The sequence below is a fragment of the Octadecabacter arcticus 238 genome, from assembly GCF_000155735.2.
Taxonomy (GTDB): domain Bacteria; phylum Pseudomonadota; class Alphaproteobacteria; order Rhodobacterales; family Rhodobacteraceae; genus Octadecabacter; species Octadecabacter arcticus.
The window spans coordinates 4,640,345-4,664,734 of the sequence record NC_020908.1; the positions used below are offsets into that span (position 1 = coordinate 4,640,345).

At 54.8% G+C, this 24,390-nt stretch carries 16 protein-coding genes, 1 tRNA gene and 1 pseudogene; 7 read left to right on the forward strand and 11 right to left on the reverse strand.

The window, feature by feature from the left end:
* Positions 1–161: 161 nt before the first annotated feature.
* The 3 genes from gltB to OA238_RS24055 all read right to left on the reverse strand — a co-directional run bounded on the left by gltB (position 162) and on the right by OA238_RS24055 (position 6,928).
* Entirely contained in the window at positions 162–4,700 is a 4,539-nt protein-coding gene (gene gltB / locus OA238_RS24045; RefSeq protein ID WP_015497207.1) for a glutamate synthase large subunit, read from the reverse strand.
* A 39-nt stretch (positions 4,701–4,739) separates the two neighbouring features.
* Positions 4,740–5,138 (reverse strand): hypothetical protein, encoded by a 399-nt coding sequence (locus OA238_RS34225; protein ID WP_051076579.1) that lies wholly within the window; start codon positions 5,136–5,138, stop codon positions 4,740–4,742.
* Positions 5,139–5,467: 329 nt separating this feature from the next.
* On the reverse strand, positions 5,468–6,928 hold the full coding sequence (locus tag OA238_RS24055) for an NAD(P)-dependent oxidoreductase (RefSeq protein WP_015497209.1): 1,461 nt from the start codon (positions 6,926–6,928) through the stop codon (positions 5,468–5,470).
* Positions 6,929–7,140: 212 nt separating this feature from the next.
* Between OA238_RS24055 and OA238_RS24060 the strand changes: the two genes are divergently transcribed.
* Entirely contained in the window at positions 7,141–7,944 is an 804-nt protein-coding gene (locus OA238_RS24060) for an undecaprenyl-diphosphate phosphatase (protein ID WP_015497210.1), read from the forward strand.
* A 110-nt stretch (positions 7,945–8,054) separates the two neighbouring features.
* On the opposite strand, the gene OA238_RS24065 is transcribed toward OA238_RS24060, so the two are convergent.
* Positions 8,055–9,032, reverse strand: coding sequence for a complex I NDUFA9 subunit family protein (locus OA238_RS24065; RefSeq protein WP_015497211.1), 978 nt, complete (start codon positions 9,030–9,032; stop codon positions 8,055–8,057).
* Positions 9,033–9,227: 195 nt separating this feature from the next.
* Between OA238_RS24065 and OA238_RS24070 the strand changes: the two genes are divergently transcribed.
* The 3 genes from OA238_RS24070 to OA238_RS24080 all read left to right on the forward strand — a co-directional run bounded on the left by OA238_RS24070 (position 9,228) and on the right by OA238_RS24080 (position 13,484).
* Positions 9,228–9,313 (forward strand) — tRNA-Leu (locus OA238_RS24070).
* A gap of 576 nt (positions 9,314–9,889) precedes the next feature.
* Positions 9,890–11,173 carry a hypothetical protein gene (locus OA238_RS24075; protein ID WP_015497212.1) on the forward strand — a complete coding sequence of 428 codons (1,284 nt, stop codon included), beginning with the start codon at positions 9,890–9,892 and terminating at the stop codon, positions 11,171–11,173.
* Positions 11,174–11,348: 175 nt separating this feature from the next.
* Entirely contained in the window at positions 11,349–13,484 is a 2,136-nt protein-coding gene (locus OA238_RS24080; protein WP_015497213.1) for a J domain-containing protein, read from the forward strand.
* A 480-nt stretch (positions 13,485–13,964) separates the two neighbouring features.
* Here the strand turns inward: OA238_RS24080 and OA238_RS29360 are convergent, their stop codons facing one another.
* The 7 genes from OA238_RS29360 to OA238_RS24125 all read right to left on the reverse strand — a co-directional run bounded on the left by OA238_RS29360 (position 13,965) and on the right by OA238_RS24125 (position 20,901).
* Positions 13,965–14,504, reverse strand: a complete 540-nt coding sequence (locus OA238_RS29360; protein WP_144055974.1) for a hypothetical protein — start codon at positions 14,502–14,504, stop codon at positions 13,965–13,967.
* 297 nt (positions 14,505–14,801) lie between these two features.
* Positions 14,802–16,304, reverse strand: coding sequence for a YfjI family protein (locus tag OA238_RS24095; protein WP_015497215.1), 1,503 nt, complete (start codon positions 16,302–16,304; stop codon positions 14,802–14,804).
* Positions 16,301–17,179, reverse strand: coding sequence for a DUF7146 domain-containing protein (locus tag OA238_RS24100; protein WP_044037522.1), 879 nt, complete (start codon positions 17,177–17,179; stop codon positions 16,301–16,303). Before OA238_RS24100 ends, OA238_RS24095 begins: the two co-directional genes overlap by 4 nt.
* A 267-nt stretch (positions 17,180–17,446) precedes the next feature.
* The gene (locus OA238_RS24110) at positions 17,447–18,616 is read right to left on the reverse strand and encodes an ISAs1-like element ISOan1 family transposase (RefSeq protein WP_083906669.1); all 1,170 of its coding nucleotides are present in this window, start codon (positions 18,614–18,616) and stop codon (positions 17,447–17,449) included.
* A 43-nt stretch (positions 18,617–18,659) separates the two neighbouring features.
* A complete protein-coding gene (locus OA238_RS24115) occupies positions 18,660–18,842 on the reverse strand; it encodes a helix-turn-helix transcriptional regulator (RefSeq protein WP_044037526.1) in 183 nt (60 codons plus the stop codon).
* A 74-nt stretch (positions 18,843–18,916) separates the two neighbouring features.
* The gene (locus OA238_RS24120; protein WP_015497217.1) at positions 18,917–19,708 is read right to left on the reverse strand and encodes a hypothetical protein; all 792 of its coding nucleotides are present in this window, start codon (positions 19,706–19,708) and stop codon (positions 18,917–18,919) included.
* Positions 19,708–20,901, reverse strand: a complete 1,194-nt coding sequence (locus tag OA238_RS24125; protein ID WP_044037530.1) for a tyrosine-type recombinase/integrase — start codon at positions 20,899–20,901, stop codon at positions 19,708–19,710. Before OA238_RS24125 ends, OA238_RS24120 begins: the two co-directional genes overlap by 1 nt.
* 728 nt (positions 20,902–21,629) lie before the next feature.
* Here OA238_RS24125 and OA238_RS24135 point away from each other — a divergent pair.
* The 3 genes and pseudogenes from OA238_RS24135 (at position 21,630) to OA238_RS24145 (ending at position 23,941) form a co-directional block, all read left to right on the forward strand.
* Positions 21,630–22,427, forward strand: a complete 798-nt coding sequence (locus OA238_RS24135; protein WP_051076580.1) for a hypothetical protein — start codon at positions 21,630–21,632, stop codon at positions 22,425–22,427.
* 51 nt (positions 22,428–22,478) lie between these two features.
* Positions 22,479–23,174 (forward strand): annotated as a pseudogene (locus tag OA238_RS24140) (IS30 family transposase); the annotation flags it as partial.
* 83 nt (positions 23,175–23,257) lie between these two features.
* Positions 23,258–23,941: an IS6 family transposase gene (locus tag OA238_RS24145; protein ID WP_015497218.1), complete on the forward strand. Its 684-nt coding sequence runs from the start codon at positions 23,258–23,260 to the stop codon at positions 23,939–23,941.
* The last annotated feature ends 449 nt before the right edge of the window (positions 23,942–24,390 follow it).

Consider the following 24,390-nt stretch of genomic DNA (forward strand, 5'->3'; position numbering starts at 1 on the left):
CAACGAAGCATCGCACGCAGCCAAAATGCCTCGCAATAATAAAAATATTTAAATTTCAATAGGTTATAATTGTTTCAAATATGGTGACAGCTTCACGCAATCTGGAAACAATAAAACAATCGCCGCCGCAACTGTGGCGGCGATTGCCTTATTTATCTAGCTCATTCAGCCGGAATTGCTGCCTGTTCGTGGGTCAATGGCGCCGCCAGATGCACCAACATCTCCTTGGGGCAAACCTGCACAAAATGTCCGCGCTCAAGCTCCCAATGCTGCAAGATATCGGCGGCCTTACGACTCCCCGTTTCTGCAAGGTGACGCACTATCAAACCTTTAAGCTGATGTTCCCAATGGTCCACAGTCACACCACACGTCACCAGCGTTTCCATATTGATCAGCGGCGCGGTCTGGCGTTCTGGATCGTACAAATACGCCATCCCACCTGTCATACCCGCACCAAAGTTCGCACCAATCGAGCCTAGTATCACTGCGACACCACCCGTGGTGTATTCACACCCGTTTGAACCGCAGCCCTCAATCACAGCTTTCGCGCCAGAATTTCGAACGGCGAACCGCTCTCCAGCCCGACCGGCGGCGAACAGATAACCTTCTGTCGCGCCATACAGGACCGTGTTGCCGATGATTGTATTTTCACTCGCGATCAGCGGTGAATTCATCGGTGGCCGCACAACAATCGTACCGCCACTTAGGCCCTTACCAACGTAATCGTTGGCATCACCGGACACCTCCAACTTCAATCCGGGCGCTGCGAATGCCCCCAATGACTGCCCAGCCGACCCCTTTAACTTCACCGTCAGATGGTTTGGCTGGAGGTTGTTGCGCATACCGAAATTCTTGACAATGTGGCTCGATATCCGCGTCCCAATAGATCGCAACGTGTTCTGCACTGCATATTCTAGCTGCATCTTCTCACCGTCCTCAAGGAAGCGTGCTGCGTCCTTGACGATCTGCGCGTCCAGCGTATCAGGCACCGGATTGCGCGGCTTGTTGCGGTCATAAACAATCTCTTTCGCACCATCGACGGTAATCAACAGCGGGTTGAGATCAAGATCATCCAGATGCGCTGATCCGCGCGACACTTGCGCCAGCAAATCCGCACGTCCGATAATCTCATCCATCGATCGCGCGCCAATCTCAGCAAGAATTTCGCGCACTTCGGTGGCGTAGAATGTGATCAGGTTCACGACCTTGTCCGCATTGCCCGTAAACTTATCGCGCAACGCGTCGTCCTGCGTACACACACCGACGGGGCAGGTATTTGACTGGCACTGACGCACCATAATACAGCCCATGGCGATCAATGCAGCGGTGCCGATGCCATATTCTTCCGCACCCAACATCGCAGCCATGACAATGTCGCGCCCTGTGCGCAAACCACCGTCTGTGCGCAGCGTCACGCGTTCACGCAGGTTGTTCATCGCGAGAACCTGATGCGCCTCCGTCAGGCCCATTTCCCATGGCAAACCAGCGTATTTAATCGACGACGCAGGCGACGCACCGGTCCCACCATTATGGCCGGAAATCAGGATCACATCGGCCTTGGCTTTAGCCACGCCAGCCGCAATCGTGCCGACGCCGCTGGATGCCACCAGTTTGACCGTCACCTTTGCACGCGGGTTGATCTGCTTAAGATCGTAGATCAGCTGCGCCAAATCTTCGATGGAATAGATGTCGTGGTGCGGCGGCGGTGAAATTAGCGTCACACCGGGCGTCGAATGGCGCAAACGCGCAATCAGCTCCGTCACTTTCATGCCGGGCAACTGACCGCCTTCACCAGGCTTTGCCCCCTGCGCGACCTTAATCTCAAGCTCCTCGCATTGGTTCAGGTATTCCGCCGTGACACCAAACCGACCCGACGCGACCTGCTTGATCTTTGCGCTTGGGTTATCGCCATTGGCTTCAGGCACAAAGTGCGCCGGATCTTCGCCGCCCTCGCCAGAATCCGATTTCGCGCCGATCCGGTTCATCGCCACGCTCAGCGTTTTATGCGCCTCTGGCGACAACGCACCCAGCGACATACCAGGTGTCACGAACCGCTTGCGGATCGATGTGATGCTTTCAACTTCCTCAATCGGAACTTTCTTACCCATCGGCTTTACGGCCAACAAATCACGCAAATGGATCGGCGGGTTGGATTGCATCGCCGTCGAATATTGCTTCCAGAGCTCATAGGACGCGCGATTGCAGGCCTGCTGCAACAGATGCATCGTTCCCGCTTCCCACGCATGCTTTTCACCGGAACGCCGCGCCTTGTAGAAGCCACCAATCGGCAACACATCGACGCCACCAAGCCAACCGGATTTATGCACCTGCTCCGCTTTGCGTTGAATGCCCGTCACACCGATTCCCGAAATCCGGCTCTGCATGCCGGGGAAATATTCGGCAGCCATTGCGCGCGACAACCCGACAGCCTCAAAGTTCAAACCACCCCGATACGAAGAAATCACTGAAATCCCCATCTTCGCCATGATCTTCAACAGACCCTGATCAATCGCCGTCCGATAGCGCATGACGGCCTCGGTCAGGGTGCAATCCAGCAAACCGCGTTCGATCCGGTCATCCAGCGAATCTTCGGCCAGATAGGCGTTCACAACCGTCGCGCCACAGCCAATCAGAACGGCAAAATAATGCGGATCGATACATTCCGCAGACCGCACATTGAGCGATGTAAACGTCCGCAATCCTTTCCGAGTCAGCCAAGAATGAACCGCCGAGGTCGCCAAAATCATCGGCATAGGCACGCGGCCCTCACCTTGATGTTGATCTGTTAGGGTCAAATGCCCCGCACCCGATCGCACAGCGTCCTCAGCCTCGGCGCGGATACGCTCTAGGCCTTTGCTCAGATCGCCCGCTTCGGAACCAGCAGGAAAAGTACAATCAATCTCGACGCAGGTCGCATTGAACAAGGTTTGCAGCACATCCCACTGGGCGTTGCCGACAAACGGTGAATCCAGAACCAAAATCTCCGTCTGGCTGCTGTCCTCATCCAGCACGTTCTTTAGGTTCCCAAAACGCGTCTTCAGGCTCATCACGCGGAATTCGCGCAAGGAGTCGATTGGCGGGTTGGTGACTTGGCTAAAGTTTTGGCGAAAGAAGTGGCTCAGCGGGCGGTACTTTTCGCTCAAGACCGCAGACGGCGTGTCATCGCCCATCGATGCCAGCGCTTCTTTGCCGTCCTCGGCCATCGGTGCCAGAATATTTTCCAGCTCCTCAATCGTGTAGCCAGCCGCAATCTGGCGCTTGCGCAACTCACCACCGGAATAGATCGGCGCCTCTGTGACCGCAGCAAGATCATTGTCCAGTTCATTGATTTTACCAACCCATTCCCCGAACGGGAGCGCGGCCGACATTTTGTTCTTTAATTCCTCGTCGTGATAAAGTTCGCCTTTACCCATATGAACACCGATCATTTGACCTGGGCCAAGCGCGCCTTTCTCGACGACATTTGCCTCATCAATCGGCACCATTCCGGCCTCGGACCCGGCAATCAGCAAGCGATCCCCCGTCACGACATAGCGCATCGGTCGAAGTCCGTTGCGATCCAGACCGGCGCAAACCCAACGACCATCGGTCATCGCAAGCGCCGCAGGGCCGTCCCATGGTTCCATCACTGAATTACAATACGAATACATATCACGCCAAGCTTGCGGCAATTCAGTCGCCTGTTTGGACCAGCTTTCTGGCACCAGCATCGTCTTTGCCATCGGCGCAGACCGCCCAGCGCGCACCAGAACTTCAAACACCGCATCAAGTGCGGCGGAATCCGACGACCCGCTTGCGACAATCGGCTTAATATCTTCGGCCATGTCACCAAACGTGCCCGACGCCATGCGGATCTCGTGGGACTTCATCCAGTTGAGATTGCCCTTCAGCGTGTTGATCTCACCGTTGTGGGCCAACATGCGGAACGGCTGCGCAAGCCACCACTGCGGGAACGTATTGGTTGAATACCGCTGGTGATAAATCGCGAATGCAGACTCGAACCGCTCATCCATCAGGTCGGGGTAGAACTCGGCTACGTCCTGCGCCAGCATCATGCCCTTATAGATGATGCTGCGGCACGAAAGCGACGCCAGATACAATTGACCAACACCCGCAGCGGCAGCGGCTTTTTCGATCCGACGGCGGATCACATACAGCTCTCGCTCGAACGTTTCTTCGTCCACGCCCTTGGAATTGGAAATCAGGATCTGTTCGATCTCTGGGCGGGTTGCGTTCGCCTTGTCGCCAAGCACGGATATGTTGACCGGCACGTGACGCCAGCCGTAGATATAATACCCCATGCGCAGAACTTCGGATTCCACGATCGTGCGACAGGTTTCCTGCGCCCCGAAATTCGTACGCGGCAAGAATATCTGCCCCACTGCGAGCAATTCGTTCTTGCGCGGAATATGCCCTGTGCGTTCCACTTGATCATAGAAAAACGCCACCGGAATTTGCACGTGAATACCCGCGCCGTCACCGGTTTTGCCATCCGCATCAACAGCACCGCGATGCCAGATCGCCTTAAGCGCGGCGATGCCATTTTCGACCACCGCGCGCGACGATTGACCATCAATCGACACAACCAGACCAACACCGCAACTGGCCTTCTCATCGTCATGCGAATACAGACCATTCTCGGCCATAAAATCGCGCTTCGCCTGCTCGGCGGCTACCCATGCGTCATCATACTTGGTCATGTCATCTCTCCTTGTCCCAGCCCATTCGGGGGGACCATCTTAGTAATTGGTCAAAATTGTCTGGCTGTGTGGCAGATCATTGAGCGACATTTCGACGCCGCAGCCGAATTTCGGGTTCACTGACAGATAGCCCGGCTCACCCGGATTTATGAATTCAACGGGCGTGTCATCACTGTCGAACTGATCGTCAGACGTGATGTAGCTGCTCAACCCGCCGATAAACATGCGCCACTCGCGGCTGACGTACTCGGCACCTTCGCTTTTCCACATTTCGGTCCCTTCGGCATCGAAGGCCGTCAGTTCATATTGCGTGCGCAGCAACGTCACTCCATCGATCACAACACTCTCGCCCGTCAGGCGGTCAAAACCAACGTACTGACTGTCACCAATCTCACGGCTTTCCGTCGTAAAATCCCATGTGTCGATATCGCTCGTCATTAGCTCGGTCATCGACATCGGATCAACGGAGCTCGGCGCTGCTCGCCGTTCTGGTCTTCATCGCAGCGGAAATAATGCGACACAGAACAACTAGAACTTTGGATCGTCAGATAGCCTTCGCATCCTTGCGGCAGCGAAAATTCTTGCGCGGCAACAGGGGCCGCCAACCCAATGAGGGATGTTCCTAAAACGGTCGTCCCAATCAATACTGCCAATGTTGTATTCATCATTTCTTAACCCTCCACGTCAGCCACGCTGACTTATCGTGCACCTCGCTGCCACACAGTTGGTGTACAGGTTGTGTACAGACTGTGTACGCTTTGTGCGACCTACTCAGCTGCCAACGCAGCGCCCTGATTGACGTATTCCAGAATGGCCTCAGCCGCGTCGCGCCCGTCTTTAATGGCCCAAACCACCAATGATGCACCGCGCACAATGTCGCCCGCAGCATAGACACCCTCAAGGCTGGTTTGCCCTGTGGTAAATTCCGCCTTGATCGTGCCCCAACGGGTCACTTCCAATTCAGGCACACCCCAAAGCGTCGGGATGTCTTCGGGTTCAAAGCCCAGCGCCTGAACAACCAGATCGGCCTCTTCGATATAATCGCTGCCTTCAATCAATTCTGGCATCTGACGGCCCGTAGCGTCCGGCGCACCAAGACGCATTTTTTGCACCATCACGCCATCCACCTGATCCGCCGTCGCATCAGAGGTGCGCAAACTGGAAGAGAATCCCTTCGGCGCGCTCAACCAAACAAACTCAACACCTTCTTCTTTGGCGTTCTGAACTTCGCGCATCGATCCTGGCATGTTGGCTTCATCACGACGATACAAACACTTCACCGACACCGCGTCCTGACGGATCGCCGTGCGCACGCAGTCCATCGCCGTGTCGCCACCACCGATCACGACGACCTTCTTGCCTTTGGCGTTCAGCTCACCGTTGTCGAATTCTTCGACATCATCCCCGAACGATTTGCGATTGCTGGCAGTAAGATAATCAATCGCCCGCACAATGCCCTCCGCACCCGCACCGGGCGCCTGCAAAGCCCTTGTTTTATAGACGCCTGTGGCAATCAGCACGGCCTCGTGCTTGCCGCGAATGGCGTCAAAGCTCAGGTCATCCCCGACGTCACAGTTCAATACAAACTCGACGCCACCATCTTCCAGCTGCGCCATGCGCTGCATGACAATGTCTTTCTCAAGCTTGAATCCGGGGATGCCGTACATCATCAAACCGCCGCCGCGGTCGTAGCGATCATAAACTGTCACCTGCACACCCTGACGGCGCAGCATATCCGCCGCAGCAAGCCCACCGGGCCCAGCGCCAATAATGCCAACACTCTCGGCGCGTTCGGTATGCGGGCGGATCGGTTTGACCCAGCCTTTATCGAACGCCGTGTCGGTAATGTACTTTTCAACCGACCCGATGGTGACAGTGCCATGACCCGCCGTTTCGATCACACAGTTGCCTTCACAAAGGCGATCCTGCGGGCAAATACGGCCACAAATCTCGGGGAACGTGTTGGTCGCCTGCGCCATTTCATAGGCTTCTTCCAACCGACCCTCGGCGGTCAAGCGTAGCCAATCGGGAATGTTGTTGTGCAACGGGCAATGAGTCTGGCAATACGGCACGCCGCATTGACTACAACGGCTCGCCTGCTCGGCTGCTTTGGCCGTAGCGTACTCCGCGTAAATCTCTCCGAAATCTTCTTTACGTAGATTGGGCGTACGCTTCTCCGGCATGTCCCGCTCAACATTCGTAAACTTCAACATCTTTTGACCAGCCACGCGACATTCTCCCAATCGAATTCCAAACCAACCTTTTGTTTCGTCTATTTCAGAAACAAAGTCAGTACTAGATACCTATTTATGGTTTATTTTCTCCAACTGGCGGTGAATTGTCAATACCTACGCCCATTATAGGGCCGATCCGGAACTATAATGGGTCTTTCCCTGCGGTTCTGTTGGATTAGAAAGGCCTCACCGAATAAGAGGTTCCAATGCCCTTCCTAACCCTCCTGCTTGCTGCGCTCATCCAGGGAATCACTGAATTCCTGCCCGTGTCATCGTCAGGACACCTTATTTTACTGCCGCAACTGACCGGAATGGCTGATCAGGGACAGGTTATCGACGTCGCTGTGCACGTCGGCACATTGTTCGCGGTGATCATATACTTCTGGAAAGATACCAGCGCCGCCTTGATCGGCCTGCCCCGCGTTCTGCGCGGCAAAATCGATACGTCAGGTGCGTTTATGGCGCTCTGCCTCATCATCGCGACGATTCCAGTGGTGATATTCGGAGTGATCCTAAAACTAACGGGTCTTGATGACATGATGCGCAACATCACAGTCATCGGCTGGACCATGCTGATATTCGGCCTTGTGCTGTATTGGGCGGATCAAACCGTCAAAACCCAACGCGAGGCAGACCAGTGGACACTACGCCACGCCCTCGCCATGGGGCTGTGGCAGGCTATAGCCCTCATCCCGGGTACATCACGATCCGGCATCACCATCACCGCCGCGCGACGTCTGGGCTACAAACGCGAAGACAGCGCAAAGCTCTCCATGCTGATGTCGATCCCAACCATCATCGCATCCGGTGTTTTACTTGGGGCCGAGGTCGCAATTGACGCCGATGCCCAAGCCGCAAAAGACGGCGCAATTGCCGCCATACTTGCGTTCTTCGCCGCCCTCGTCGCGCTGTCCTTGATGATGCGCTTGCTGCGATCCGTCAGCTTCACACCCTACGTGATCTACCGAGTCATTCTAGGCATCGTGCTGCTTGGCATTGCTTACGCCTAGCGTTTCGCAGTCGAGCAAAACATTCATCGAGAATGAACTTCGATCACGACTACGAGCTAGGTCCTAAGATTCTTGGCGTTTTCTTTGCTTCAGGGGGTTCGCAGAAACTCCTACGTCTTCAAATTCTTGGCGCTTTCCTTGATAGCGTCATACTGCCCACTTGGGCGGAACCGCCACAGGTAGTCAGGCAAGACAGCTTCCATCGCAGTCGGAGTAATGCCCAGCGCCTCAAAGCTCTGCGCACCGTCGGACACGACGTTATCTATCCGTAGGTTTTTCACCTGATCAGCCGTAATAGGACCACGCACCAGACCCAGCGACAAAGTGCGCCCTACCTTAAACCCGAACGCCATCATCCTTGCGGCAAAAAACGGGATATTCAGGACCAAACGACGACGGCGAATGATCGCCAACATTTCGTTCATCAACTTGCGCATCGTGTGTACACTTGGCCCGCCAAGCTCAAACACACCCGTCGCGCGGCCTTGCACACCCATGACAGCGGCAGCCGCAACATCATCGACATAAACTGGTTGGAATTTCGTATCCGCGCCCACAATCGGCAACACCGGACCAAACCGCGACATGCCTGCAAAGCGATTGAAAAACCCGTCTTCATCGCCAAATATAATTGATGGACGCAGGATCATCGCATTCGGCATATGGGCCAGAACCCCCGCCTCGCCTGCGGCCTTCGTGCGTGCATATTCGCTTTCACTATCGGCGTCAGCACCGATGGCGGACATCTGCACCATTGCCCGAACACCCATCAACGCGGCGATCCGAGCGATCCGTTCTGCGCCACCGGCCTGCACGGCCTCAAACGTATTCTTGCCGATCTCGTCCAACACACCCACGCAGTTTACCACTGCATCTGAACCGTGCATCACAGACCGAACAGACTCGTCATCACGAATGTTGCAAAACACAGGCTCTACCTGCCCGACAGCCCCGTAAGGCTTCACAAACATCGCCTCATTGGGATTACGAACCGCAACCCGCACACGCCAACCATCCTTGGCCAAACGCCGCGCTATATAGCGTCCGACAAAACCGGATCCGCCGTAAACAGTGACAAGTTTGGACATGGCTGAGTTCCCTCGAATGAGATGTATTCTGTGCCTTTACCTGCGTGCCCCTTGATAAACAAGGCGCATATAGGCGCAGTCCCCTCGCTTCTTTGGTTCAAAAATACCTATTCGACATTTGTACTTAGGAAAACACTTCGGAATCGCGTTGACAGGTCGGCGAGACAGACTTAAAGCCAATATCACGTAATCTGTGCCCAGATGGCGGAATGGTAGACGCGCCAGCTTCAGGTGCTGGTGTCTGTATGGACGTGGAGGTTCGAGTCCTCTTCTGGGCACCACATAAATCGCGTAATGTGTTGATTTGTAATCATAAAATAAAAGATTTAGTTTTTGTATCCCCCCAAATATCCCCCTAAGATCTTTTGCTCAAACAGGTTGAGCGACGGCCGACCGGATTTGCCCAAAAGAACCCCATCCTCGATTAAGTGCTTGAAGAAAAATTTTTATGGCTGGCTTTGTCAGGGCGGTGTGACTGATTCGCGATAGTCTTCTACATCGGACGTCTTTTAGGCAAATGATAAAAAAATTTGCGAAGTAATGTGCATTCACACTAAGACGACACCAACGCAAACGTCTTCATCATAGGCAGCGGAGCTGGAGTCGATATGGGCGGAATGGCCGTTCGCTGGACATTGCCCCAAGGCCTGTTTAAGCGGCGGCCTCAACCGGTCGACGCAGCCCATGCATTGAAACGCTCTACGAGAGGTTCGCATCCCAGCGGTTTCCTTTATTTCTCATTAAGCTGTCTTGCGACGGCACTCTGCTTGACTATTTATCTAATGATGGCACGCGTTGATTGAAACTGACGAGCTAATGTGCTTTTTTCCGGTGAAATTAGCAGGAGTTTTTAAGAGGTGAATGTAAAACTTGAAGAAGTTTTCGGTATCCGGACCGAGGTGAACGATTATTCATACATCGACAGAGGCGGTCTTGACGAACAAATCTCGAAGTATGCAGGCCGTGACGTGCATATTGCGCTCCGTGGAGAGTCTAAGAGCGGCAAGAGTTGGTTGCGACAAAAGATATTCCAAAACGCCAACATCATTTCATGTCGACTGGGATTCACAAATAAAGAAATCTATACGCAAGTCTTATCGAACCTGGATATCTCATTAACCGTCGAAAAGAGTACCGCCGGGGAAGCAACTTTGTCTTTCAAAGGATCAAGCGAGATTGGTTGGAGTTGGCTTGCGAAAGCCAAAGGTGAGGCGAAGGCCAAGGGCACAATTGGGCAAACTGAAATAAAGAAAACAGTTGGACATGATGAGTTAGATTTCGATTTTCTTTCTAAGGTAATTAAAGCTTCTGGTCGGCGTGTCATCATCGAAGACTTTCACTATCTTAGTGCAGATGTTCAGCGTCTTCTGGCACATGAACTGAAGACTTTTTGGGACTATGGCGTTTATTTCGTGATTGTCGGGGTCTGGCACCGCAAGAACTATATCACCTACCTGAATTCTGATGTGGCGGGCCGTATCCGTGAGTTTTCAGTCTATTGGTCCGCTCCTGAGCTTGAGGCTTCGATCACAAAGGGCGCTAAAGCACTCAACATAGAAATTTCACCTAAAATCAAGAAGAGCCTCGCGCGTGACAGTTTTAACAATGTGGGCATCCTTCAGTCTCTCGTCTTAGCATACTGTGACATACTTAACGTGCGCGAGCGACAGTCCGTCATCAAAGACTTTAGTAACACAAATGCTGTAGCTGATGCAGGCATGGCGTACGCCGAACAAATCGAAGCAGTTTACCAACTTTTTTCTGAGAATGTTTCGGACGGGATCAGGAAGCGAAAAAACTCTACGCAGATATATGCCTACGCGATGCAGACTATCGTTGACGCGACCGATGCGGAACTTATCGATGGCTTGGCGCTTGATGATATCTACATGAGAACAAACGAAAAACAATCGCGGATTCAGAAGTCCAACCTGCGCACAATCCTGCGCAAATTTCGGGAAATTCAGGTTGATGACAGGGGTAAAGGCCTTGTTCTATCGTTCGATGATCTAACCGACACAATCATGGTCGTGGATCGGGGCCTACTCTTCTATCGAAAGTACATGACGACAACGTGGCCCTTTGAACGCATAATAAAGGAAGCAGAAGAAACGAATACCGGCCTTGGATCTGATAAGTAATCGAACGCCGCTGCTGCTTCATGACGCGCAGCGACTTGAAGCTGGCGCTCGTCGAAGTCGCAGCAGGCAACTCGTCCCCGACGTTCGCATTAGTTAAACATAGAGTCTCCTAGATTGACACAACATCCGCAAAGTGCCCCTATCCCTAAATTGGTCGTTCATTTCGGAGGTAAGGGTGTTCGGTATATTCAAGAGGCTTTTCGGCGGCGAGAAGGCCGCTGGTGAGGGGAAGTATCTTTCGGTTGAGAGAAAGCCGGTGCAGCCCGATGGTGACAGAAATCGCTCATCCGAGAATATCCCCTTCGAGGGCATGGAGCGGGAGGCCAAGCAGAGCCTAGAAAAGATGTCGGCCGAGATGCCAGGGAACAACTACTTCAAGCTGCTCGAGGCGCTTGAGAGCGCGATTGCGGACAGGAGATACGAGGATGCGGCGGATGCGGCCCGCAAAAGCATCGCGCCCCTCCGAAACTGGCTTAAGGATCCGCGGGGAGACGAGGAGCGGTTGCAGATTAGCATCCCTGCGCTTCGGCAGGGCGGGACCATGATGGCCATCACCAGAGACCGCAACGGACTCGAGAAGGTCCGAGATCTCGTAAATGAATTCGAATATCTCGAGGCGTATCGGTCGGACGCGGTGAAACATCTCCAAGCTATTAAGCTCTTCGAGCGTGTCCGGCAGGTTGTCACCTCGAAACCGGGGGTGCTGCAAAACAAGATGAAGGCGGAACTCGGAGAAGAGGATGGCCGTCACGTTAGCAACCTGATTTCCTGGCTCGAGAAAGGTGGAGAGATCACGCGAGCGAAGAGCGGCAAGACATACGCGCTATACATGACCGGAATGGAGATGAGCGAGGAAGATGCTTCGGCTATTTATATCGAGCCACTGCGGCCGTGCTCTCACCAGAAGGAGCGACGGGCCGTGCGGGCACGTGAGTTGGACCTCAACAAACTTGACCTGGTTCCTCTGCCGCCCTCTCCAGCCTCTTGGTCAAGTACTTTGAACCTACCAGCCACTTCGGAAACGTTTTCAGATCCGGATGGCACCTGGCGTGATCTTACGGTCGAGGCCATTGTTCCGGCTGACCGGCCGGATCCCTCTTTCCGCAAGCACTTCACGACCCGTGACGGTGTTCTGTCCTTTGATGATCTCGCGAAGTCTAAAGAGAGCCGAGGTGCTGCGGGAGCAGCCATGTTCACGCCGGAGGCGGAAGGAAAGCCGACCGTCCGCAGTCTGAAAAGACCGCCATATGTCCTTGATGTTCATCCCGTCGGGAAGGGATTCGCCTCGCGATCGAAGGCGAACATTTTAACTGTCTACGACGAAAAACTCGAGGTCGACTTCGAGACAGACCTCTCGGCCACACCCGAAGTCGCAGCGAACCAGAAACGATTTGACCTTGATGGGGCCGGGGCGGGTGCGGTGCTCTGGGGTGAAGCGCACCTAGCTCTAAACTGCATCGCCCTGAATCCCGAACGCGATCGCTATCTCTATACCCATGTCGATGAGGCTTGGTGCATCGATCGGGATGGGAAGAGGCTTTGGGGGATCCGGATGCCCACGAGACCCGTGAATACCTACAGCCATACCATCAATGCTGACGGCATAGGTCGTCACGTTGGGACGACCTCGGACATCGAGCAGGCCCTCGGGGAAATGGACCTCCGAATGCCGATCACACCACAAGAGATCCGTCAGCGGTACAGGGCAATGGTTCGGAAACTTCACCCGGACATCAATCCTGGAAGCGAAGACCGCATGAAGACAGTGAATACGGCCTACGAGACCCTGACCGGCGCCAGTCAAGATGATCTCCAAGGGAAGGGGAGCGCAGAAGACCTCTTGCGCTTTTCCGACACGATCACATTCGCGTCTGGGGGCGGACCAGACAGGATTCTAGCAGCGGTCTTCTCGGGAAGCGGTGACACCGTATTGTTGGGGACAGACGAGGGTCGCGTTCTGCGTATCGACCAGACCGGCCGACCAATCGCCCTCTATGACGTCGGCTCGGCGCCGGTTCGGATCTTGGAGACCGCCCACTACCTCTACATCCAGACCTCCACTCGGCTCTACGTGCTGGACGGTGATCGTCTCGTGGGCCTTCAGGACTGCGCGGCAAAGTGCAGCCTGCTGGTAGACGAGGGAATGGTTCTTCTGGTCGAAGATAAGGGGGTCCGCGTTCTGTCTGAAACCGGCCATGCCCTAGGTACGGCTCTGACCAAGGCGCCGATCCGGCGCGCCGGTATGGAGAACGGCGTGCTCGTGATAGAGACACGCACGCACCGGGGCCGGTTCAGTGGCATGAGGGAATAATCCGCGAGCGTCAGCTTCGGGCGGGGCGACCCCAGCATTTCGCGCCTGCAGCAGAGCAGCCGCTGGGCTTGGCACGACTGGCAAGAGCGCTGGCTCCACTCCTTCGCCCCCCAACCCCCAGTACAAAGGTCCGGTCAGGGCCGTTCGCTACCTTCATTCACTAAAGGCAGGTTTTAACGTAGTGCGCGCTAATGCTGGCTCAAGAGTAAATCCTAGCCATCCATACCCCCAGAGTTACCACGTGCATTTCGGGTTAATGCGGTAACAAGCCTGCGCATCTCCAAGGCATCGCGGCTGTAGCCTCCGTGCTGATGTCGAGGATGGGTGGAGCCTGCCTTCTGTCCACCGCCCGCACCGTGCATCCTGCATACTCGCCAGCCGCGCACTGCCGGGGAGCGACAGGGCAAGCCAGTGCGCTTTGATTTAGCAGTGCAACGCGGGGCATTTTGTAGCCTTTGCGTCGGGTGCAAGGGGTTAATGTCACTTTTCATTCTGCCCCCCCCCCGCCTGATGGGTCACATCACCAACAATAGCTTGACCGCCTTCGTGAACGTCTACCCGCTCCACCCTGACAATCTGTTGCGCTTTGGCCCGATATTTTTTGAGCGCTTCAACTTGGATTGTGAACGTCCGAGCGAGTTTATTTGCAATACGGTCAAAGGCTTCGACACGTTTCAGTTGCGGAGAGTCGACCATCTGTTGCAATGCATATGACAAAGCTGCGTTTGTCGCGGTCATTTGGGTTATCAGCATAGCTTCTACCGCGTCCTTAGGTTCCATCTCGATAGCCATATTTGTTAGCATGCCATAGTAAGCGTCACCCCGACCCCCCAAACTGCCCAAACCGGTTATTAGAACGCCGTTTGCTGCCGCGCGAGTTTTCATACCAAACAGGTTCTTTATCATATCGTCATCAGTCACTGTGACTTGTAGCTTGTTCTCCTCATCTTTGAATATTGTTGGTACTTCGCGCCGCGTGGCCGCTGTCTTCGCTATTTTTGTCATTTTGGGTGTTCCCATTGTTTTGTGTTTCCGTTCCAGTGCCGCTCCTGCGGCCCGTGCTTTTCCCATTCCGTCAGCAACCGCCACGCGGCCAGAGACACAACGCCCCCCGTCCACGTTTTAGGTCGCCCCCCACACGTGACGCCGTGCGTGTGAATGTCAGTTGGTCCTGTTGCGGTTTTCGGTTTCTGGGCAGGGGGTGCTGCGACACTCGCGACAACTGCGACACGGGGGCGCTGAACAGGGACTGCTGCCTTCGATTCCACCGAAAGGGGCGGCGTGCCCCCTTCGATTTCGTTTAATGCCTGCTGCACATCAAACCACATGCGCGCCACCGTTCACGATACGCCAGCTTTCCGCCCGCGCACGCCCCCTAACAAGCGTGCCGGGGTCGAGCGGAGCAATCCAGCCGTGCCGCTCCAACAGCGCAAGCGCGGCGCGTGCTTTTGGGCTTTCACGCAATGGGTTCGGGCCAAGGCGCACAACATCGCGCACCATGATTTCCGGCTCTCCCCATCCATCCAATAGCCACTTTCGCAAGGCTTCGGCCCGGTCGATTTCCTGTGATACCGTCGCTGCATCGGCCAGCCGCACCGCTTCGGACAGGTGGAATTGCGCCAAGGCGATGCCGTTGCCCATATCTACGGGGGTCACATCGTTTGCGTGCAGGTTGCGCCATAGGGTCAGCACGCCCGCGATGCGCGCCGCCTGTTCTGCCGACTTACTGGCATAGCCCGGCAAGCGGTGCAGGTCGCCGCCCGGTGCCTGCGCCGCCTCTACCGTGTCTGCATAGCGAATGAGCAAGGCGCGCGCCCCATCGGACAATGCCAAAGTGCGCGGCTGTAACTCCCGCGTGTCTGAATCCATCGGCATTTCCGTTTCAAGTATGTCGCGCAGGCGCGTTCCGAAGCGGTCGAGCGCGCTTTCGTCGCGGCGCATTGTTCCGTGTAAACGTGCGCCGATAGTGCTGCGTGGCTCACAGATCAGAAAACGGGGCAAAAAGCCGGTATCCGCCGCCATTGGGTCTGACATAAATGCGCGCGCCACGCCGGGCTGAACCATTAGATGCACGGCCAGCCGCCGCCCGAATAGCGTTGAATGCCCGTCGCCAGAGCGCGTGCGCCGGATTGGATTGCCCATCCAAAGGTCATTCAATGCGGCCAGCGTCTTTTGCCGGTTCTCCGAGTTCATGGCGTGCCCACCCAAGAACTGCCCACCTTCGTCGCTGAAAATGCCAAGGGACGGTTGCCCCATCGCAAACAGGCGTGTCAGCCCCTCAAAGGTCGGTTCGGTCACTGTGCGGTCTGCGGACGGGGGTGCTGCCGGTTCCCCGCCCAGCGCGTCCAGATCGGCCCTCGCGGCTGTTTTTTTCTCTCCTTTGCCGCGCTTGGCTTCATTTAAGATCCGGTCGCGTTCTCCTTTCCAGATTGCATGCGCGTTAATCCATGATTGCGTATCGTCGCGCTGGGCTTCGCTTCTTTCACGTTCGAATGTTCGCAGGGCGGCCATAAGAGGCGCATCGCAGCTTGATTTGCGTTCACCGCTGCCCGCAATCGTCAGCAGATACAGCGACAGCGCACGCGCGCCGCCAAGGGTTTCAACATCGGCAAAACCTTGCACGGCCAGTGATGCCACGGCCAGCGCTGATGCTCCGGGAATTGCCAAGGGTGCCTGCGTCATGCCCTGCACGGCTTGGACAACATCGGCCAGCGGTCCAAGCGCCTGCACGGGATAATCCGCACCGTCCGCAATTTCGCGCAACAGCGGTTGCGGTGCTTCGGGGTTGAAGGGTGTTTCTGTAGCGTGAACGTGCATCATGCCGCGTCCTTTCCGTTCAAAATGTCATTCCAATCGCGCCCGTCAGGGGCAGGCAGCAGTGATACCTGCCACCCGATGCCGTGCGCCCGCGCTGCCAAAGCCTGCGCTGCTGTGCGGCCTGCTGCATCGCCATCGGGGGCAATGGTCAATCGCCCCGGTTCGTCCGGTAAATGCAGTCCGCGTATCCCCGATGTGGACAGCGCCGCCCAAACAGTCGCAGGGGAACGCAATAGCCCGCTAGACAGGCTCAGCGCGGTTTCGATGCCTTCTGCCACGGCAAGCGTCTGCGGCCCGTTAGACAGGCGTACAGCGCCGCCGCACACCGCGCCCAGCATCGCCTTGGACGGCGTCACATCGGCCTTACCGCTGCCATCACAGCGCAGATAGGTGCGATGCACTGCAAAGCCCGCGCCACCCTCCACGAGCGCCACCAACGCCGGAAATGTTTTGGCGGTTGCGTGCCAGCATTGCGGGTCAAATCGCAGGGTGTCGGGAAGGGGGCAGGTAATACCCCGCCCCCTCAAATAGCTTTCTGCAACAGTGCCCGCGATAGGCTGTGTGCCTTTCCACAGCCGCCACGCTTGATCTGCGCGCTTTGCGTCAACCTTGCGCTGTTCTGCTGCGCGCTGGGCAGAGATTGCCGGATCTGGTGGCGTGTAGGTGCCCTGCGTGATGCCCGCCGCTGTCGCAATGTCGCGATAGTCGCAACCGGCCTTCTTACAATTCAACAAAAGCTGGCTGCCGGTGCCATCGGCCAAAGTGAGCGCGTTCTGGGTCTTTTTGCCTTTGCTTTGGCAAACTGGGCAGGGTGCTGCGCCATACCGGCCATACCATTTGCCGCGAAGGGTTTGGGTCAGGTGCTTTGCAGCCGTCATTGCACCGCCCCCCATGCCAGACCCGCAATAAGCCGTGCTTGCGTGTCAGTCAGCCCATGCAGGCGGCGCAGTTTGTGGATTTGTGCCACACTCGCATCGCTGTTGTAGCGCGCTGGTTTGCGTTGTGATATAATTTCGAAACACGCCGCTAACGCATGACAATCTACCCGGCCCGGTTCCTGCCCCCACAGGTTCCGGGTCATTTTGTTTGAGCTGACCATATCAAGCCACCTGTTCGCGCATATTGCCAGGGGAATCGCATGAGATTTAGGTGTTAATTATTTCGGCGAGGAAATCATCATCCCATGATGCAATGTGGCGCTTTGATCGCAGGCTATGCTTCCCCTTTACGGAGCGCAGCATGTTGCTTGCAGCGTGTTTTATGGTCGTAAAATTCGCTGGAGCATTGCCTTTTCGGATACGGCATTCATCGTCGCGAAACACCATGTCCATGACCCAATGCAGCCCGTTTTCTATTCCCCAGTGGTCACGGATGGCTTTGGCGTGATGTTCAGCATCTGATGTCATTGATGAAATGTAATAGCGGGTTTCGGCGCGCGTTTTATCCTGCAGGATGGCGTGGTACTGGACCATAACGATGCTTTTCAAACCGGGCCAATTGTGGTCCGCTTTAAGCCAGTCAATATCCGTGCACACTGTGACCCTCCTTGTTTCGATACGGCCATGAGACTTCTCTACCGTTTCGTGGTAAGTGACTGTTGTGTCGTCATAATCTACGGCCGCCTGTTCCGTCATGAATAATTCTGTGTCCTTGCGTAGGCTGCCCTGATTACCCTTCAAAGCGAGGATGTAGTCTGCTTCTTTGGAGATGATCTTCGCGGCGATTTCGCGTTGGCATCCCATAGCGTCGATGGTGACAATAGCCCCCTTCAGGGTGAGCAGTTCCAACAGTTCTGGTATGGCCGTTATCTCGTTGGACTTGCCGTCCACCTGCCGTTGCGCCAGCGTCAGATTCCATTCCGAACTCCAGGCCGAGATCATGTGAATTGCGGCCTTGCCGCCAGCTTTATCCAGGCTGCGGCGAGAGGTTTTCCCATCAATCGCGACCACTCCAGTCACCGTCTTGTTAAGGGAGGCCACCCAGTCGATAAAACAGGCCTGAAACGCCTCGGCATCCAAGGCCGCAAAGATGTTTCCAAGTTGGTCATGGGACGGTGTCCCGTCTGCAAAAGGTAGAAAACGCTTCAAAAAGCCCAGTTTCTTGGTCCCATATATCGAGATGGCCGTCCAGTCATTGGCACCTGACAAAACAGCGCATAGGGTTAAGAGGAGTATTTCCGGCAAAGGGTAAGTCACTTTAACCTCTTGACGTGAATCGCTTATATCTGAAAAATGCGTAAGAAATTCAATGGGATGGATCTCAGGTGAACTTGGGGTTGGCATGGCATATGACCTCGTTAAAACAGTAAAGATCACCCATCGAATCAGCCTCTACAACATTTGTCGACATCGTTATTGTTCATGCGATTGCCTTGCGCATATTGCGCAGGTGGGTTTCAACGTCGCCTTCAGGCCAGTATAGACGCCCGCCAAGCTTTATGGGTTTGGGCAATCGGCCAGCCGCTAAGTCGACGTAAATTGCGCTGCGTGAGCGGTTGCCTAGTTTTTCGCGTAGTTCGGTTAGGGTGAGATAGTTTTGCATTATGCACCGTCCTTTTCTGACTAAGATGGTGCATCGTCGCGCGAATTGGCCCTGGGCGGGATTGTGCGCTAAAATCAGAAATTAAATCGCAAGGCGTTCGCAGCGTTCAATTTGTCGCGCCCAGCTTGCGGGGGCGGATCGCAGTATCCGCCCTCTGGACTTTTGTGCCGTCCCAACAGCCCAGCGTTGAACAAAGCTTCAGTGAATTCCCGCCAGTTGGCTTTGGGCATGGCTTCGCGGGCGTCGAGTGTCCGTAAGTACTCCAGCCGTTTCACGTCGTGATGCCGCGTTTGCAGCAACTTTCCGTGTAATGACTTTTGTTTCCTCTTCAGCTCCACCGACGCGCTTTTGAGTTGCTCTCCGAGAGGCTTGTCTAAGCTGAATGTAATTGTGGTTTGTCCAATGAGCGGAGAAAGTGACGAGCGGCCTACCTCGCTGGATGGGCTGCCATCCAAGATGTGTAGGCCGTCAGAGCGAAGGATTTTTAATCTTTCGTCTGGATAATCGGACGTGGAAGGGTCAAGAATCTCAATGTAACCCCATTGCCTCCAAAATGCCGTAAAGCTCTGGGCTTGAAGGTCGGCTAACTTATTGAAGCGATTGCGTGATTCAGGTGTTTTGTTCGCTCGAAGGTCACGGGTCAATGCATCGCGCGTTTTGAGGATTTCAAAAAATTCCATAGCTTGTGATCTATAATTGGAGTTGCGTCGATTAAACTCCCAACGCCAACGCGAAAACTTCCAATTTTCCCAGTCACCGTAATCACCTGCGTCTGTCCAGTTGGGAAGACCCCATTCATTTGCTCCCCGTGTCGCAGAAGTCGCGGTTGTCGCAGGGTGGTGTCCGCTGTTTTTTCTTTTCACCATCAGTCCGCCCCCACAAACTGCAACACTTGCCCAGCGCCGCCAGTCAGATGGTCGGCCCATCGGTCAGCCAGCTTGGCGCGTTGTTCGAGATAATCTGTGCGCCTGTAGGCACGCACCACGCCGCCATCCACGATATGCGCCAGCACCCCTTCGGCGACTTCGTGAGGGGCGTCAGTCGCTTCGGCCAGCCAGGTGCGTAGTGACGTGCGAAAACCGTGCGGGCGCGCTTCCAGCCCGCGCCGTTCCATCATTCGCGAAAGGGTCATGTCGCTAATCACGCCGCCGCGCGTGTTCGGGAATAAAAAGCCGTTGCGGGCGTGTGGGCGTGCAAGTTCAATTATCCGCTGTGCCTCAGGCGATAAGGGCACGCGGAAAGGGTTGGTTGCACCTTTTCGACCTTTCATAGATTCGGCTGGCACCGTCCATACATCGCCTTCGATCTGGTCTAACCGGATATTGCGCAGCGGGGTCGAACGAACGCCGGTCAGTATCAACAGCCGCAAGGCAAGGTGCGTCAGGGTTGGTTCTTCAAGGCTGGCATAGAAGGCTGGCACGTCGCGCCAGTCCATCGCCGGAATATTCTTTGCCACATGCCGCGACTTGCCCAAAAGCGCCTTTGCCTTTTCGGTCGCTTGCAGATCCACATCCAAGCCCAACGCCGCCGCGTGTTTCAAGACGATTGAAAGCCGGTTCATAGCCTTGCGCGCCGTGTCGGCCTTCGTGTGCCAGATAGGTGCCAGCGTGTCGCGAATGTCGCGCTGGTCTAGGTCCGTCACCGGCACTTTGCCAAGCTTGGGCAGAACGTGAATGTTCAAAGGCGAAAGCCAGCGGCCTGCTGTTCCATCCCCCTTCAATTCGGCCTTGCGGGATTCAAAAGCATCAGCGGTCAGGATTTCCAGCGTTATATCTTCGCGCCGTGCGGCCCGTTCTTCGGCTTCGCGTTCCTTGATCGGGTCACGGCCAGCCGCAGCCAACTTGCGCCAGCGTTCGGACAGCTTGCGGGCTTCGGACAAGGATAGGGAAGGAATGCCGCCCAAGCCCATTTCCCGCCGCCTGCCGTGAACGGTCACACGCTGCACCCATTGCGCGCCGCCATCGTCGCGCTTGATGAGCCAAAGCCCACCACCATCACAGTGCTTGCCGATAGGGGCCGTCTTTATGAAGGATGACGTAAGTCTGTTCTTGGCCCGCATTTTGTATCCCCCCAATTATCCACCTTAGCTTATTGGATGCGGATGGACACGGCAAGACACGTCAGGACCCTTTACCCTATGATAATAGGGGGATAACCCCAGAGATGGACAGATAAGAACAAGCAAAAACAACAGGTTGGTGCCTCTTCTGGGCACCACTACACCTCAAAAACCCTTATTTATATAGTATTTTTGAGTGGTTATCGAAATGTTCCGTACCAAATTAACCCAAAAATTCGTACCAAATTGATCAGCCTTCAACCGTGAGGGTAGGGTGGCACCAGCCGAAACTTTCGTGAGCTAAACATCACCTCAGGACCAAGTGAGCTATGACCGAATCTGGTGTTTGGGCGGTTTGGAGGTTTTTCAAGTATGATTGCCTTGTTGGAATTATTCCTCTGACGCTACCTTTAGGCCAGATTGCCAAAGAGAACTTGCTGAGACGTATGTATGCTGACTACAACAACAGGTGGAGTTCTATGTTGGGGGAATCTGGACAGAGCAATGTTATGGTGGCTTCACCAGACTATATGCCAGCTTATCTCACGAAGAATAGCACGCACAGGACCTCAGTAGCCCCTCACGGGCCGAAAGGGCTTCACACAGCGCCCTTAGCGCATTTTGGCACCCCATACAAGCAAATGAACATTAAGGACATCTAGCGGGCTATTTTTGATAAACTGGAGTGACCTAGATAGCGGAAAGAGATTTAGCGATGAAAGAAAAGATTGGACGAGGTTGTTCAGGTGAGTGCTAAATTAGTGATCAAGAACCCCGAAGGTACATTTGCCGTTCCGACATACTTCATCCCAGTCGGTAGCCCTGCCTATGAAGCGGCACAGAAGATGTTTCGCCGGATCAAGTGGAAGAAGCCACCCACGAGGAAAGACGCCATAAACAACAGATTCAATGCCTTCTCCAGTCTACTCTGGGCTGTGACTGTTGACGAGGATTGGAAGACCTACACGGACCTCAACAAATCCAGCTACGACATCCGAAAATGGCCCATCAACTATGATGCAATGTCCCAGACTGTGAAGGCACTGAAGGATATGGGGTGGCTTATAGGTGTTGGCAAAAGAACTAAAAATCGACAACTCCGCTACGTAGCACCACCAAAATCCCCAATGCGTAAGATGTCACCGTTTAAAGTCAGTGAACTGCGGTGGTCTCCGCCTGATGTGCAAATACGCCTTGGCACTACTGAACTATCAAAGGCTCCACTAAATGTAGAGTTAATGGCTAATCCTAAATGGAAATCTTGGATATCAAGGCATCTGATACCTGTGATGGCTGATCTAAATAATAAGCTAGACGTTCACAGTTTTACGTTATTTCCATTCGGGAAAGAAGATGATTGGGTTCAGATTAAATATTACCGCATCTACACCAACCTTCCACAATCTGATGGAACACCATGGCTAACGCATGGCCGCATTTATCCTAAAACCTTCATGTTACCGACCAAACGAAAGGGCTGGCGGCAGATGACCTTAATTGATGGCAAGCCTACTGTGGAAGCTTAGGCTCAAGTTTCAAATGCAACACTCAGAGCCCTTTGGGCATAGGATGTTGTGATGGACATACGAAGCAAGCACCTCAGCAGCGAGGACCGTGGCGTGATATTAGCCGAGCATAATAGGGGCAGCAGTCAGCGGTTGATCGGCCAGCTTTTGCATCGCCCGGCGAGCACGATCTGCCGTGAGCTGGCGCGAGGTCGGCAGGAAGACGGCAGCTATTGCCCGCAAGCGGCGCGGCAGGCCTATGATGCCCGGCGTGCGCGCTGCCGCCGCGAGCGCAAGCTTGTGGAGGGGAGCGATCTTTATCGTTTTGTTCATGGCAAGCTCGTACATCTGCACTGGTCGCCTGAGCAGATTGCGCAGAGACTGCGTCTCATGAAGCCTGATGATCCATCCGCCCATGTGAGCCATGAGACCATCTATGCCGCGATTTACGCGCAGCCACGTGGTGGGCTGAAGGCGGCGATGATCGAGGCGTTGCGTCAAGCGAAGCCTAAGCGTGGGCTCAAGCGCAGGACAGCGGCGGGCAGTGCTATGGTCCCGGAATCATTGCGCATTATCAACCACCCTGAAGAGATCGAAGCGCGACTGGTACCAGGCCATTGGGAGGGCGACCTCATCAAGGGCGCATTCAATCGCTCGTCAGTGGGGACCTTGGTCGAGCGCAAGACACGCTTTGTCATTCTTTGCAAAATGGACGGCAATGGGGCCGAGGCCGCGCTCGACAGCTTCACCCGCCAGATGAGGGTTCTGTCGCAAAGTTTTTGGGCTTTCCCGTCTGTTCGTAATGGGGCAATGCTTTTTGGGCAAACATAACGGGTCGGGGATGTAGGGCAATGATCGATTTCAAGGGTACGCACTTCCCGAAGGACGTGATCCTTTTCGCGATCTTTTTCTATCTACGCTACCCGGTCTCCTACCGTGATCTTGAAGAGATCATGGAGGAACGCGGCGTTGATGTTGATCATGGGACACTTGACCGTTGGGTGGTTAAGTTTGCGCCGCTGCTGGCGACACAAGCGCAGTCGCGTAAGAAGCCGACTGCAGAATCTTGGCGTATGGATGAAACCTACATCAAGGTTAAAGGCAAATGGACCTACTATTACCGCGCTGTCGACAACACGGGGAAAACCCTTGATTTCATGCTGTCTGAGCGTCGCAACAAGGCAGCAGCCCGTCGATTCTTCAAGCGCGCGATTGGCACGAACGGCGTGCCTGACCGTGTTGTCATCGACAAGAGCGGCGCCAATCTGGCGGGTCTGGAAAGCGTCAATGTAATTCTGAAGTTCATGGGCTCCGGCAACACGATCAAGATCCTGCAGGTCAAATACCTCAACAACATCATCGAACAGGATCATCGCTTCGTAAAGAGGATCACGGGGCCGATGCTAGGCTTCAAGGCCTTCCATTCTGCCGAGGCGACCTTGGCTGGAATCGAGACTGCGCACATGATCCGAAAGGGGCAGCTCCATGCCAACGGTCTCACCGCGTTTCAGCAGTTTGCGGCGCTCGCAGCATAATTATGTCTGGGCGATGCCCGCACTCAAACGCCACTAAAATTTGCGACAGAACCCACTGCAATGGGGCAGTGAGCCCCCTGCCTTAACAAGCCCGATATTTAACCGCTGAGCACGAGATTTTAGCGGTTCGGGACAAGCATGTTCTGGACCTGATTGGCTTTGTCGCACGAAAGGACTGACGGGATTCATATTGTGAATCCATCTTCGTAGCTGGCGGATATGAGCAGCTATAACGATGGATTTTTGTGGTGAATCCTAGTGGCGGGATTTGTGCAAAAAAGCCCATCAACGGCTTTTACAACCCGCATCGCCGCAACTCAGCACTGGGTTGGAAAAGCCCTGTCGCTTTCGAACGGAAGGTGGCTTAAACGAGCACTTGGGGCGGCACTAAACCATGGCAGGTACAAAACGGCTTACCAATGGTTCAAGAATGAACACTCGCTGAAAAC